Source organism: Actinomadura vinacea (assembly GCF_039532545.1).
Taxonomy (GTDB): Bacteria; Actinomycetota; Actinomycetes; order Streptosporangiales; family Streptosporangiaceae; genus Spirillospora; species Spirillospora vinacea.
The window spans coordinates 88,931-103,191 of sequence record NZ_BAAARW010000020.1 but is presented as its reverse complement, the minus strand read 5'-3'; the positions used below and the strand labels follow the sequence as shown (position 1 = coordinate 103,191).

General features: G+C 69.6%; 9 protein-coding genes. 6 read left to right on the top strand and 3 right to left on the bottom strand.

The window, feature by feature from the left end; genetic code table 11:
• Positions 1 to 563: 563 nt before the first annotated feature.
• Positions 564 to 2,174: a flavin-containing monooxygenase gene (locus ABD340_RS24900; RefSeq protein ID WP_344592033.1), complete on the bottom strand. Its 1,611-nt coding sequence runs from the start codon at positions 2,172 to 2,174 to the stop codon at positions 564 to 566.
• A gap of 467 nt (positions 2,175 to 2,641) precedes the next feature.
• Here ABD340_RS24900 and ABD340_RS24895 point away from each other — a divergent pair, with 467 nt between their 5' ends.
• Entirely contained in the window at positions 2,642 to 3,868 is a 1,227-nt protein-coding gene (locus tag ABD340_RS24895) for a cytochrome P450 (RefSeq protein WP_344592031.1), read from the top strand.
• Between the two features lie 75 nt (positions 3,869 to 3,943).
• Here the strand turns inward: ABD340_RS24895 and ABD340_RS24890 are convergent, their stop codons facing one another.
• Complete coding sequence (locus ABD340_RS24890; RefSeq protein WP_344592029.1) at positions 3,944 to 4,180, bottom strand: hypothetical protein; 237 nt, start codon at positions 4,178 to 4,180, stop codon at positions 3,944 to 3,946.
• Between the two features lie 176 nt (positions 4,181 to 4,356).
• Between ABD340_RS24890 and ABD340_RS24885 the strand changes: the two genes are divergently transcribed.
• The 4 genes from ABD340_RS24885 (at position 4,357) to ABD340_RS24870 (ending at position 10,281) form a co-directional block, all read left to right on the top strand.
• Positions 4,357 to 6,363 carry an NACHT domain-containing protein gene (locus ABD340_RS24885; RefSeq protein ID WP_344592027.1) on the top strand — a complete coding sequence of 669 codons (2,007 nt, stop codon included), beginning with the start codon at positions 4,357 to 4,359 and terminating at the stop codon, positions 6,361 to 6,363.
• 775 nt (positions 6,364 to 7,138) lie between these two features.
• Positions 7,139 to 8,359: a cytochrome P450 gene (locus ABD340_RS24880; RefSeq protein ID WP_344592026.1), complete on the top strand. Its 1,221-nt coding sequence runs from the start codon at positions 7,139 to 7,141 to the stop codon at positions 8,357 to 8,359.
• Positions 8,360 to 8,557: 198 nt separating this feature from the next.
• Positions 8,558 to 8,944 carry a serine/threonine-protein kinase gene (locus tag ABD340_RS24875; protein WP_344592025.1) on the top strand — a complete coding sequence of 129 codons (387 nt, stop codon included), beginning with the start codon at positions 8,558 to 8,560 and terminating at the stop codon, positions 8,942 to 8,944.
• Entirely contained in the window at positions 8,932 to 10,281 is a 1,350-nt protein-coding gene (locus tag ABD340_RS24870) for a protein kinase domain-containing protein (RefSeq protein WP_344592023.1), read from the top strand. The genes ABD340_RS24875 and ABD340_RS24870 overlap by 13 nt, the downstream gene beginning before the upstream one ends.
• Positions 10,282 to 10,392: 111 nt before the next feature.
• Here ABD340_RS24870 and ABD340_RS24865 read toward each other — a convergent pair whose 3' ends face one another.
• The gene (locus ABD340_RS24865; RefSeq protein ID WP_344592021.1) at positions 10,393 to 13,638 is read right to left on the bottom strand and encodes a DUF4132 domain-containing protein; all 3,246 of its coding nucleotides are present in this window, start codon (positions 13,636 to 13,638) and stop codon (positions 10,393 to 10,395) included.
• On the opposite strand from ABD340_RS24865, the gene ABD340_RS24860 reads away from it, so the two are divergent.
• The gene (locus ABD340_RS24860) at positions 13,584 to 14,132 is read left to right on the top strand and encodes a pentapeptide repeat-containing protein (protein ID WP_344592019.1); all 549 of its coding nucleotides are present in this window, start codon (positions 13,584 to 13,586) and stop codon (positions 14,130 to 14,132) included. The genes ABD340_RS24865 and ABD340_RS24860 overlap by 55 nt on opposite strands.
• Positions 14,133 to 14,261: the final 129 nt, after the last annotated feature.

Here is a 14,261-nt window from a genome sequence, read left to right as displayed (position 1 = left end):
TAGCGCCAGGGCACGGTCGTGACCCTGGCCAGAGGTGATGCCCGACTCACCCCCGGGTGATGGCCTCCTCGAGCACAGCCGCTCCAGCGCCCGCCTCGCGTCCGCCCGTGGACGGGCGGCAGGCCCCATCGCTCAGGCACTGCGGTGGGGGCCCCGGACCGCTGGGCCCCGCGCCCATCGTCGCCACCAACGACACCACCTCCGCCGCCAGGTCGGCCCCGCCGCCGCTGCCCGCATCGGCGATGCGCACCGACTCGGCCGCCGGCCAGGCGCACTACCGGCACCAGCCCGGCATCGGCCGCCCGGTTCGGCTCGTCGAATACGGCAGAGACCGTCGAAGCCGCGTGGGGAGATTGAGTCTCGCGGATGTTCTCAGGATCAGTGGATGCGGGACTGTAGGAAGTTCCATCATCCCGGCTCAGAGCGCATCCGCGTTCTCATGGTCCAGGTCCAGGACCAGCCGGTGGTCGGTGATCGAGGCCAAAGTGTGCGGCCAGAGGCCCGCCTGCGGTGCATGCCGTTCAGGTCGCTGGGAGGGAGCAAGCCGACAATCGATTCCACCGCTATGCCGGAATCAGGTCGAATCCCTCATACGCCTTGGCTGCGACTTGTTCGCAGTGCTCCCGATAGGTCCCGACACCGCCGGCGTACGCGAGGAAGACCCGCGGTTTGCCGGGTACGTTCGCGCCGTTGTAGTAAGTGTCGGCGGTCGGGTAGAGCGTGTAGTGCGCGACCTCGTCGACGTGGGCCACCCATGCGTCCTGGGCCTGGATGTTCGCGTCGAGGGCCGCGTAGCCGTGGTCCCTCAGATACGTGACCGCATGGGTGACGAAGTCGACGTGCTGTTCGATCGAGACGACCATGTTGGACAGCACCGACGGGCTCAGCGGCCCGGTGATCGTGAAGAGGTTCGGGAAGCCGGCGACCGCCAGGCCCAAATACGAGCGGGGGCCGTCCGACCACTTGTCGGTGAGCCGCACCCCGTCCCGGCCGCGGATGTCGATCGCGGTGAGCGCGCCTGTGATGGCGTCGAAGCCGGTGGCGAGGATGATGGCGTCGAACTCGTACTCCCGCTCCGTCGTGCGGATTCCCTTGTCGGTGAACTCGGCCAGCGGGGTCTTCCGCAGATCGACCAAGTGGACGTTGTCCTTGTTGAACGTGGCGTAGTAGTCGGTGTCCAGACACGGCCGTTTGATGCCGATCGGATGCGTGGTGGGGCAGAGCTTCTCGGCGATCTCGGGGTCCTCGACGATCTCGCGGATCTTGCCGCGGACGAACTCCGCCGCGGTGTCGTTGGCCGCCTTGGTGGTGATCGAATCGGTGTACGCGGTGAGGATGGGCATGAGCGCGCCCTGGTCCCAGGCCGCCTGGTAGGTGGCGTTGCGCTCCTCCTCGGTCACCTCGAATGCCGACTTGTCCGCCAGTGGGACCGGAACGCCGAAACCAGACCGGCGCTGCGCCTCCCGCCACTCCCGGTAGTTCGCCTTCCGATCGGCGATCTCCGCGTCGGTGAGGGGCCGGTTCCCGGCTGGGAGCGTGAAGTTCGGGGTCCGCTGGAACACGGTGGTGTCGGCGGCCTGCCCGGCCACGATCGGGATGGTCTGGATGCCGGAGCTGCCCGTCCCGATGACGCCGACTCGAAGGCCGGTGAAGTTCACGCCCTCGTGCGGCCAGTCCGCCGTGCGGTAGGTCTTCCCCTGGAAGCGCTCGATCCCGGGAACTTCTGGATCCTTCGGTACCGACAGCGACCCGGTCGCCATCACGACGTACTGAGCGGTGACGGTCTCGCCGCCGCTGGTCGTGACCGTCCACCGCTTGGTGCCGTCGTCCCAGGCCGCGCCGGTGACCTTCGTGGAGAAGGTGATGTCCTTGCGCAGCTCGAACCGGTCGGCGACATGGTTGAGGTACCGCAGGATCTCCGGTTGCGGCGGATACTTCTCCGTCCAGGTCCACTCCTGCTCCAATTCCGGGGAGAAGGAATAGGAGTAGGACATGCTCTCGACATCGCAGCGGGCGCCGGGGTAGCGGTTCCAGTACCAGGTCCCGCCGATGTCCGGCGCCGTCTCGAACACACAGGCGGTCAGGCCGAGCTCGCGGAACCGGTAGAGCTGGTAGAGCCCCGCGAATCCGGCTCCGACGATGACGGCGTCGACTGTGCGCTTCGATCCGGACATGTGGATCTGCCTTCCGGGAGGGGCGATGTTCCGTTTATCTGCTCGCTCACAAGGGACCGCCCTTCATTCGCCCTCGGAAGAACTTCGACGAAGGTGAAGAAGCCGTGCATCTGGCTTGGGAGCAATGATGCGCCACCTGGACGCTCGCGGCAGCGGCAATGAGGTGGCGTTCGACGTCGGGGCGATGCTCACCGCGCGGCGCGCGCCCGCTGAGCATCATGCTCTCCACCGTCACGGTGGATATCGTAGCGAGGCCGCGGCCCCGGCGTCCGGCACGGCGTTCAGTCGGCGCAACGAGCCGGTGCGCGCTTTGGTGTGTGGAGTCGCCGGTCTTTCCGTGAGTGCTCACGTGCACTCATCTGCACCCACTCCGCTGCGCCCTTGCCGAGACCCCTTCAAGCCGAACCACATGAGAGATGATCTAACGAGTCTCAGGGGGCCATGTGCACGAAGGAAGGAGCACGACAGTGACCGTGACCGAAGAAGCTAATGCGATCAACCTGCTGTCCGCGGCGGCATGGGCCGACGGCCAACCACTCGACCAATTCCGTTGGCTGCGCGAGAACCACCCCGTCTATTGGCACCCTCAGCCCGAGCCGAGCCGGGACCCCAGATACGGAACAGGATTCTGGGCGGTCACCAGCTACGAGGGCGTGCATACGGTTCTGCGGCACAACGACCTGTATTCGTCGCACGGCTACCTCGGGATGCTGGATCTACCCGAAGAAGTCAAGCACAACAGCTCCTTCATCATGCTCGACGATCCGCGGCACGCGCTGCTCCGGAAGATCATCAGTGGCTGGTTCACACCGCGCGTGGTCAAGCGGCGAGAGGCCCGTTTCCGCGAGATCGCCGGCGACATCATCGACGAGATGAGCGAGCGGGGCGCATGCGAGTTCGTCCAGGACGTCGCCGGGAAGATGGCCTCGTACGTGGGCGCCGACCTGCTCGGCATCCCGCGCTCCGACGCGGTGGCCCTCTACCGGTACGTCGAGACGATCCACGGGGTGTCGGACACACAGGACCCGAAGGCGGTCCGCGCCGCCCGGAAGGCCGAGGACGAATACTGTCGGCAGGTCTGGCGGGAGAAGCGCGCCAACCCTGCGGACGACATCTCGACCCGGCTCGCTTTCGGCATGATCGGCGACGAGCCGATGGACGAGGAGGCGTTCGTTCCGAACCTCGGCCTCCTCGTCCACGGGAGCAGCGACACAACCCGCAACCTCATCGCCGGCGGGATCCTGGCCCTGCTGCAGAACCCGGACCAGCGCACCCTGCTGATGGAGGATCTGGACGGCGGGATCGGCACCGCCGTCGAGGAAATGCTGCGATGGTTGAGCCCGGTCGCCCACGTATACCGGATCGCCACGCGCGACACCGTCCTCCTCGGGCGGCGGATCAAACGCGGCGACGCGGTCATCCCGTGGTACGGCGCCGCCAACTTCGACCCGGCGAAGTTCGAGACCCCCGAGCGGTTCGATGTCCGTCGTTCACCGAACCCTCACATCGCTTTCGGTTTCTCCGGGCACTACTGCCTCGGGGTGCACGTCGGAAGGCTTCAAGGACGGGTCATGATGGGCGAGGTCCTGCGGCGAATTCCGGACCTCGAACTCGCCGAGCCGGTCAGTTGGCTGGCCTCGACGCTCGTGTCCGGGCCGGCCACAATGCGGGTCCGGTATTCACCCGCGAAATGACCGAGCCGGGCAGCCAACGCCAGTGCGGGCAGCTGGCGTGCGTAGGGCTTCGAGGTCCGCATCTCTTCCGACCGGCTACGCGGCCTGCGCTGCCTCGGCGAACGAGGGTTCGCCCCGCTCAAAGGCCGCTGGCGCATCCTCCAGGGCCTTCAACTCCAGCACGGGCCCGGCGCCGCCGCCCGGCTCGTCCAGCCAGGTCCGCAGGGCCTGCCGACCCTGCGGTGTGATCTCGTACACGGTGCTCTTGCGCTGTCCGGTGCTCGACGTGGCCGCGGGCCAGGCCGCGCTCCACCGGTTTCTTCGGCTCCTCATACACATCAAGGACTTCACACAACCCAGCGCACCTCACCGCGCACCCGCTTGAACCCGACACTGTCGAGTACCTGAACGACGCCCTTCAACGGGATGAATCCGGCCTACAATCCCTGGTCGGGTCCGTTTGTGGCCGTTGTCTGCGGGGTGGTGTGAACGCCGCCAAGATGGCGGCCATGCGGGGTGGCAAGGGCTGGTGGCCGTGGGCGGTGGCCGGGGCGGGACTGGCGGGGCTGGTACTCCTGCTGGTGGTGACAGCGGTTCCGCTGGGCGGCAAGGACGGGTTGCAAACCTCGGCTGACACCGGGCAGGTGACCGGATTACTGATCGCTGCCGGCACCGCGGCGGCGATGCTGGCGGGGTGGGCCCTGCGGACCTCCCGCGCGACGCGGGCAGTGGCGGCCACCGGCGCGGTGACGCAGGCCAAGGACGTGCTGGCCGAGGTGGTGGCCGAGCAGTGGCAGCACGAGGCGCGGCTGCGGTCACTGGATGATCCCGATCCGATCCCGGTGCGCTGGCGCACCCCTGAACAGCCCCCAACGGCGGCGACCGCGCTGATGGACCACCCGGCCAATATCGAACCGGCCGGCGTATCGGCCGCGGGTGGGGTGTGGTGGACGGCCTCCAGCGCCGACATCGGCGCGCTGGCCGACCGGTTCCGCCGCACCCGACGGCGCCGCCTGGTGATTCTGGGCGGCCCGGGAACGGGCAAGACGACCCTGGCGATGCAACTGCTGCTGCACCTGCTGGCCACCCGCGCCCCCGAGGAACCGGTCCCGGTGCTGTTGCCGGTGGCCGGATGGGACACCGAAGAACACCCGCGGCTGCATGACTGGCTTTCCAACCGGCTCGCCCGCGACCATCCAGCGCTGCGCTCGGCCGACCTGGGCATCGACGCTGTACGGGCGATGACCGCGCGCGGGCACATCCTGGCGGTCCTGGACGGGCTGGACGAGCTGCCCCCACCCGCCCAATCCAAGGTGATCATCGCGCTGAACCGGTCCCTGGGCGGCGACGACCAACTCATCCTCACCAGCCGCACCACCGAATTCACCACCGCTGTCACCGCTGCCGGGAACGTGATCACCTCCGCAGCCGTACTGGAACCACGGCCGCTGGACCCCGCGGCCGCCGCCGAGTACCTCACCCGCTGCCTGCCGCCCCATCCCGGATCGGTCTGGCAGGACATCCTGGCTGCTCTTCGCATCACACTTCCGCCAGATCAGGCCCTGCCGGGCTCGGCGGCGAGCGGACCGGTAGCAGCGCTGGCCGACGTGGCCGCCACTCCGCTGGGGCTGTGGCTGCTGCGTACGGTTTACATCGCTCCCGGTGCCAACCTCTCCGAACTGGCCGATTCCGTCCGTTTCCCTGACTCTGCCGCGCTGCGGGCCCACCTGTTCGACCACCTCATCGGAGCCCTGATCGCCACCCGCGAGCCCAGTAAGAACAGTGCCGACCCCTTCCGGCCCCGCCGCCGCCACGACCCCGCCCAGGTGCAGCGCTGGCTGGGCTACCTGGCCCACCACCTCAGCGGCCGATTCGCCACCGCCGACGGCGGTCCGGGAGTCCGCGACTTCGCCTGGTGGCGCCTGGCCGCCACCACGCTCACCTCGGTCAGGATCCGCCTCACCGCCGGGATCGCGGTGGGGCTGACGGTCGGATTCACGATCTGGCTCACAGGCGTGCTCACGAATGGGCTCAAAGACAGGTTTGCGATCGGACTCAAGGACGGGTTCGCATTCGGACTAACCGACGGATTCGCGGTCGCGGCCGCCTACCAGGCGTCGTACGGGCTCACAGTCGGGCTCACGGTCGGGTTCGCGGTCATCCTCAGAGCCTCCTACTGGCCGCAGGACGCCCCCGGCTTTGTCCACCTTCGACTGCGCGGCCGAGTCATGCTGTTCGCTCGCATCATCCCCCGTAAAGGAGTGGCGACGGCCTTGGTTGTCTGGCCTGCGTTCGGGCTCACGGTCGGGCTCACGGTCGGGCGACATCACGCATGGCCCGCCTATCTCATCGCCACCTTCTGGCTGGCCCAGCGGCGACGTCTACCGCTTCGTCTAATGGTCTTCCTTGACGATGCACACCGGCTCGGCCTGCTGCGCGCGGTCGGCCCGATCTACCAATTCCGCCACGCCGAACTCCAAGACCACCTAACCGCCACCTACCAACCACCCGCCTGACCGAAACGGCACAGTCGAATACGACCTGGCGCTAATCTGCTCATCGGACCGTGCACGCCAAGCCATCTACCAGCGCATCATGATCTTGCAAGCCCGCCTCGGCCGGCCAGACGCAGTCCGCCGCACCCACCGCTGCTTGGAGGCGGCCCTGGAAGAGCTGGGAGCCGATCCCAGCCAAGAGACCCAGCGATTGCTGTGGCACCTGCTCCATCCCCACGGCCGGCCACAAGTGCAGGTTCCGAGGACGAATGGCAATTCCGCACGATCATGAGCAACGGTATCCGGTCTCAGTAGTCACCGCAGAGTCTCACCCGTGTCGCGGACGGCCGAGTGTTTCCAGGACGAGGCGCAGATCGACGTCCGGTTCGCGCGGGGCCGTCAACCGATATGGCAGCCAGAACTGGCCAGGGCAGAACTTCCCCTCATGCCGATGAGCGGATGTTGCAAGCCTCCTATATGGATACGCCGTGGCGGCCGACCCGCTGTCCTCAAACGTGGTTTCGGCCACCAGGCGCATGTGGGAGATCGGTACTCGCACAACGTACGGATTCAAAATGTAGGTGTTTTCCTCGATGGCGCCGGGACAACGGGTCGGGTAGCTGTGGAGCGGACGGACACGACAACCCGCGCGGTATCGGTTCCGGCGAACCTGCCTACGGGAAACGGGCTGAGCAAACCTGATCTTCGCGGGCGCGACCTCCCAGGGGAAGGAGTCATCGCAGGATGCGTATCGTGCGAGCCCCGGCGATGGTGATGATGGAAGTCGGGAAGGGTGATGGCGGTGACCATTGATCTGTCCGGCATGGATTTCTGGGCACAGCCGTACACGGAGCGGGACAAGGCGTTCGCGTCGTTGCGGGCGGTCGGCGAGCCGGTGTTCTGCCCGCGCCCGGACGCTCCCGGGTTCTACGCGCTGACCCGGTACGACCAGGTCGTCGAGGCCAGCCGCAACCCCCAGGTGTTCAGCTCCGAGCCCACCTCGGTCAGTCTGGACGATCCGCCACCGGCCGCACGTGAGCTCATGGGGTCCATGATCAGCTTGGACGACCCGCGGCACGCCCGGCTGCGCCGCATCGTCTCCCGGGCGTTCACCCGGCGAATGATCCGGAAAGCCGAGGACGACGTGGCCCGGCTGGCCACCGACATCGTGGACTCGCTGGTCGAGCGCGGCCCGTGTGACTTCGTCACCGAGGTGGCCATGCCGATGCCCCTGGAGATCATCTGCTCGATGATGGGCATCCCCGCGTCGGTTCACGCCGACGTCATCGAGGCCACCAACTCCCTTATCCAGGCGATCGGCGACCCGGAGTTCGTGCCGCCGGAGGGCAAGGACAGGGGCACTTTGCTGGTCGAGCAGCTCACCTACCTGCATGCGCTGATGGGAGACCTCGCGCGTCACCGGCGCGAACGGCCCGCTGACGACATGGTCACCGCCCTGGTGACGGCCAACGTCGACGGAGAGGCGCTGAACGACCGCGACCTGGGCAGATTCTTCACGCTGCTCGTCGTAGCGGGCAACGAGACCACGCGCAACGCGCTGTCCCATGCCCTCGCGCTGTTCACATCACATCCGGGGCAACGCCGGCTACTCCTCGCTGACCTGGACCAACACCTGCCCGACGCGGTCGAAGAAGTCGTCCGCCACGCCACCCCGGTCAATTGGATGCGCCGCAATGTGACCCGCGATGTCGACCTGCTCGGGCACTCCTATCGAGCCGGTGACCGGGTCGTGATGTTCTACGTCTCGGCTAACCGGGACGAGAGCGTGTTCGCCGACCCGTACAGCTTCGACATCACCCGCTCGCCCAACCCGCACGTGGGCTTTGGTGCGCCAGGCCCGCATTTCTGCCTGGGCGCCCATCTCGCCCGCCGTGAGATCACTGTGATGCTGCGGGAGTTGTTCACCCGTCTGCCCGACATCCATGCCGCCGCCGACCCCATACGGCAGGCCACCAGCTTCGTGAACGGCATCAAGAGTCTCCCCTGCGCATTCTGATCCCTGCCCCCGCCAGGCGCACCACCTCGGAGGGATCACGGCGCCTCAGATGCTCTGGCGACGAGGCACTCACCTTCCGCGAAGAACATGGAGGGATCGTCAGCGGAGCGGCAGCCCCGCCGGGCGCTGCGCTTGCCGAAAACCGATCCGTTCGCACCGGGGCACCTCCCACTCGCGTTGTGCGCACCGGTCGGTAACATGGAGCTCGTCGAGGGCAGGTCGCCGGCCGCGACCGTCGGCGAGGACGGCCCGCAGGAGCCCCGCCGGGTCGCCGAGATAGGGCTGGAACTGCTGGCGGCGCTCGCGGCCGTGCACCGCGCGGGATTGATCCATCGGGACGTGAAGCCGGGCAACGTGCTGTTGGCCGACGACGGCCGGGTCATGCTGACCGACTTCGGGGTCGCCTCGCTGGACGGCGACCCGGCGCTCACCCGGACCGGCATGCTGGTCGGCTCGCCCGGCTACATCGCCCCCGAGCGGTTGCGGGACGAGCAGGCCGGTCCGGCGTCCGACCTGTGGTCGTTGGGCGCCACGCTCTTTGCGGCCGCCGAGCGTTCGACCGCGAGAGCGCGATGGACGCGCTGAGCGCCGTGCTGACGGAGCAGGAGCCGTGCCCGGCGCGGTCGGGTGAGCTGGCGCCCGTGCTCGCCAACCTGCTGGTCAAGGACCCCTCCGCGCGGATCGGCGCGGCGGCGGCCCGGGAGGCGCTGCGGCGTCGGGTCCCGATCGCGCTGTGGCCCGGGGGCGGCGACGAGCGCCCGCCGCGCCCCCGGCTGCTGACCACGCCACCGGAACCCTGCACGCTGCTGTCCGCCAGGCAGGCGGCGAGCCTGGTCCCGGGCGCCAAGGGCCGCCCGTTCACGCCGGCCACGCTGGAGATCCGCTTGCCCCAGGTGTACGACACGGCGGACGAGGCGAGCCGGAAGATGACGGCCGTCTTCACCGAGGAGGCACAGTGGCAGCCCGCGGCGGGCACGCAGGACTGGGATTTCGCCTTCCCCGGCCTTCCGAGGAAGGCGAAGGCCGCCAAGCGGCCGCCCAGGATCCGGTCCGGTATCGGCGACCAGGCGTTCCTATCCACCATGCGCGGCGTCGGCGTCGCGTTCGACCGCCATAACGTGGGCGTTCGGGAGGGCAACGCCGTGGTGTACTCGATTACCAGGCTGGGCGAGGCGCGGCGGCCGATGGCGCCCGGCGGGCGGGGACGTTCGTCGCCGGAACCCTGGCCAGGCTTGAGGGACGCCGGTGAGTGCACCGGGGGACGGGGTGCTGGACGGGCGTTACCAGCTGGGCAGCGGCGGCATGGGCACGGTCTGGCGGGCGCGCGACGAGGAGCTCGGCGCGACGTGGCGGTCAAGGAGCTGACCCTGCCCCGCGAGGCCGGCGAGGCTCGGCGCGAGAGGGTCGTGCAGCGGGCGCTGCACGAGGCGCGGGCCGCGGCCCGGCTGCGGCATCCCGGCATCGTCACCGTCCATGACGTGATCTACGCCGACGGGCGGCCGTGGATCGTGATGGAGTTGCTGTCCGGCCGGTCGCTGGACGCGGTGCTTCAGGACGACGGGCCGCTGGAGCCGCGGCGCGCCGCCGCCCTCGCCGCCGAGGTGCTGGACGCCCTGGGCACGGCGCACGAGCAGGGCGTGCTGCACCGCGACGTGAGGCCGGCCGACATCTTCCTGCGCGATGATGACCGTGCGGTGCTCACCGACTTCGGCATCGCCACACTGGCCGGCGATGCCTCGCTCACCCGGCCGGGGGCGCTGATCGGCTCGCCTGCCTACATGGCGCCCGAACGCGTCCGCGGCGAGCCCGGCGGGCCGCCCTCCGACCTGTGGTCGCTGGCGGCCACGCTGTACGCGCTGGTGGAAGGGCACCCGCCGTTCGACCGGCCGACGCCGAGCGCCCCGCCACCAAGTGAGCAGTGAGCCTCTCCCGGTGACGGCCGGCGACGGTGTGTGATCGCCCGGAGCGACCGGGCTTGTTTTTCAGAGGCTGGTCATGCTGGTGGCCCGGCTGTCGTGTCGGGTGGGCGGCGGTCAGGTCGCCGTGCGGCCCTCGGTGAGGTGGAGCAGGTCGGTCAGGAGCTCCGAGGCACTCATCGCGTCGATGTCGGTGAAGGTCGCGAGCCGGGAGTCGGCGCGGTGGCCCGGCACGTGGCCGGAGACGATTCGGACGGACTCGATTCGCTGTTCCGGCCAGTAGCTCGGGTCGACGATCGAGATGCCCGGGTCGAGGGCCACCATGACCGTCCGCGCACCGGGCAGGCGGCGCGAGATCCAGAAGATGATGCCGTTGTCCTGGGGGTCGCCGCGGTCCCAGTCGCGCCGCTCCATGCCCAGCGCCGCGCCGGCGGCGATGGTGACGCCACGGAACCGGTCGAGCTCGGCCCCGGCCCGCTCGGCGTCCGTCAGGGCGTGGACCGGGCGGCCGAGCTGGGGGAACGGCTGGATGATCTCGTAGTCGGAGAAGACATCGGACCAGGCCGCGAGCGTGTCCGGGGTGAGGTTCAAGGGGTGGACGAGCCTGACCGAATCGGTGGCGGCAAGGTGCGACTCGGCATCGTCGAGGTCGGCGAGCGTGCGGTCCTCGGCGACCCGGAACGTGCGGCCGTCCCCGGTCGTCCACAGCAGCCGGTGAGCGAGGTGCCAGACCAGCGGATGCCCGACGATCAGCTCCCGGAACTCGTCCGCCGTCCAGCGCCGCCCGGCGACCATCGCCCGTTCCAGCCGCTCGAGCCGACCGGCCGCGACCGTCCGGACCTCCTTCTTCAGCATGGCGAACCGCTTGTGCGCCGCCGCGGCCGGCTCCGTGTCGTCTCGCGCGCCTGGCTTGGGGAGGCTCGCCCGGCGCTTCCCGTCCTGGTCGAGCACGTACGGCTTGAGCTGCTCGTCGAACCCGACCGTGAACCGTCGCGGGCCGTAGTCGAGGACGAGGGTGCCGTCGGCGTTCAGGCCCAGGTCGGGGACGAGGCGGTCGGAGAGCTGCTCGCCGGTCAGCCCGCGGTCGGCGGCGAGCGCGGCGATCCGCTCCCGCGCCTGGCCCTTGAGGCCCTTGTACTTGATCCGTTCGGCGATGCCGTTGAGCTGGGCCAGCGCGGTGTCGGTACCGATCGCGAGCAGCACGTCGAGGCCCGCGACGGCCAGGAGATGGCCGTTCATACCCGGCCAGGCGCGGACCACCGGAGCCAGCTCGCAAGCCGTCGTGTCGTTCCCGAACAGGCCGAGCGCGGTCAGCGCCCAGCCCTCGTCGCCCAGGCCGCCGCCCCGGCCGCGCATTCCGGACTGCTGGAAGATCTCCCACGCCAGCGCGGCGAGGGAGTCGGGGTCGCACGCCTCCCGCACCGTCTCGACGCCCGGGTGGACATCGTCCAGGTGGGACACGGTGAGGAGCGTGACCAGGTGCGCGACGGCCGCGCCAGGGAGCGCCCGCCCGTCCCGCAGCAGCACCTGCGGGAGCAGGTACGGGTCGAGCCACCTCGGGGGCTCGGGGATCTCGGTGGGGAGGGCGGCGACCAGGGGATCGAGTGCGACCAGCGCCTCGATCGCCTTCGCGGCCTGGCCGCCGTGCTCCTTCGCCGCCGCCAGGACCTCGGCGGAGTGCCCATGCGCGGCAAGGTGGACCAGTGCCATCTCCGCGTCGCGGCGGGCCCGGCGCTCGGCGACCTTCTTGCCCCCGGCGAGCGCGGTGGGGACCAGCGCGCGGGCCGCGGCCGCCGCGTGCCGCGCGAACCAGCGTTCCGCGATGGGGCGGAGCACCGGGCGCCGCAGCCGCCAGGCGGCCATCAGCGCGGCGACCTCGGCATCGCAGAACGGCAGCAGCAACTCCGCTGACGCTGCGGGCCGCCACGCGGCCAAGTCGAGCGCGGCCGGGACGGCGTCCTCGGAGAAGCGCGCCAGCACCGGCTTCAGCCGTGCCGGGTCGGCGAGGGTCAGGCTCGGCCGCCACCAGGTGAGCAGGGGACGAACGCGTTCCTCCGGGCCGGACAGGAACAGCGCCCACTGCCGTTCGGGAGGCAGGTCGCGGTCCTGGAAGACCTTGATCTCCTTGTCCCAGTCGACGTTCTCGTCGGCCGGGAGAACGGCCCACTGTTCGCGTTCGCTCGATTCCCACGCGACCGTGCGGTCCGCCGGGGCTCGGAGGCCCTTCACGACGACGGGCGTCCGGTCCGGGAGGTCCTTCGACCACGGCGGATCGACCAACAAGGATGGCAGGTCTCCCGGAGCGGCCTCGGGAACCCACCCGGTTTCGATCGCGGCCTCGCCACCCAGCAGGCGCGCCGCGTACCGGGAGATCGCCGCCCTGTCGGAGCTCGCGGCGTCACCGAGGATCCGGCGTGCGCGTTCCGGGAAGCGCCGCGCGGCCTCGACGACGGCCGCGTGCACGCCGTTCTTGTCGAGGCGTCCCACCAGGAACTCCATCGCCTCGTCGGACGGCAAGGTGGCCAAGATCTCCAGCGCGAGGTCCGACTCGCTCCCGAAGCCGAGGAGGTCGCCCAGGACGGGCACCAGAGCCGAGCCCAGCCCGTCGGCCGCCGTCCACAGGGTGTCGGTGCTCTCCAACCAATCCCAGCGTTGGTCACCTGAACGGAACCGCACGACCTGGTCCGCCGAGCCGAGCGAGCACAGGACCCTCCGCAGCGGCAGCGGACGCAGCTCGTCGGGCAACTCGTCGCAGAGCTCGTCCACCCAACCGGTCTCGGACGGTGCCAGGAACGCGGCGGCCATCCGGCCGGTCAGGTCCCTGCGGCACTCCGCCAGCGCCGCGACCACGTCCCGGTAGGCGGCACCGTCGGCGGCCGCGATGAGCGCACGGATCCGGGGAGCGACGGCGTCGAAGCACGGGTCCCCGGCGTCCCAGCCTACGGCGGGCTTGTCGTACCGGATCAGCGCGAGGTGCCGTCGCGCGCCGTTGCCGAAATCCATCCGGATACGGCCAGCCTCGGCGGCCGCCGCAGCCGCGAAGGCCGGCCCGTGCTCGACGACCCACGCGTCCGCGAACACCCGGGCGTCAATGCTCCGGTCGGCGGCGATGACCGCGAGGACGGCGGCGCCCCGGGGATTCTCCGAGCCGTCCAGGTGCGCGCGGGCGGCCTCGACCAGCTCAGGCACGCTCTGCTTGTGGGCGAGCAGCCGTTCGGTCCCGTCCCGCAGTCCGGCCAAGGCATTCCGCGCGGACTCGGGGGCACCCGGATCGATCGGGGCGGGCGGCACGGGCGTGCCTCCCCGCCGTGGGTGAAGGGCGTTCCGCCAGTGCTCGGGGATCACGAGCGCACTCTCAGACATGGACGAGCACGCTAGCTTCACCGTCCGACAAACGGCCCATTCCCCGGTGGGTGCGGTTCGTTTCCAGTGAACGAGTTGATCGAGCTGACCTGTGGGGCGCAGATCTGGTTGAGGCCGACCTAGACGGCGCCACCCTGGACAGGGCTGATCTTCGGGATGCCGACCTGGCCGGCGCCGACTTGCGCGGCACTCTTCTCAACCTTGCCACTCTGCAGGGCGCGGACCTGTTCCGCTGTTGTCGGTGTTGTGTCCCGCCCACCCAAACCCGACGTGCAGACCCGATTCATGGTGCTGCCGGTCGTGCTGCTTCCCCGCGATCGCGAGCCCGGCTGCATGCCAGAAGGGATTTCACCGGCCCGGCGGCTCACGAACGGGAATCCACCGTAGAAGCGGCGACGCCGGCCTGCTGTTTCCATAGCCTGTCGTGCACAGGAAGAGCCAGCTTGAGCGCAGCGAGCGCGTCTCCCTGGAACAGCAGAGTGTCGGCCAATTGAAAGCGAAGTCGTGCCAGCCCCAGCAGATCTGGTGATGGCGACGGCGAGGCCGCCCCGCTGCCGGGGGCAGGGCGCGGAAAAGGGCGGTCGCCTGATCCCCGCCCACTGCCGACGGTTCACCAATCGCGA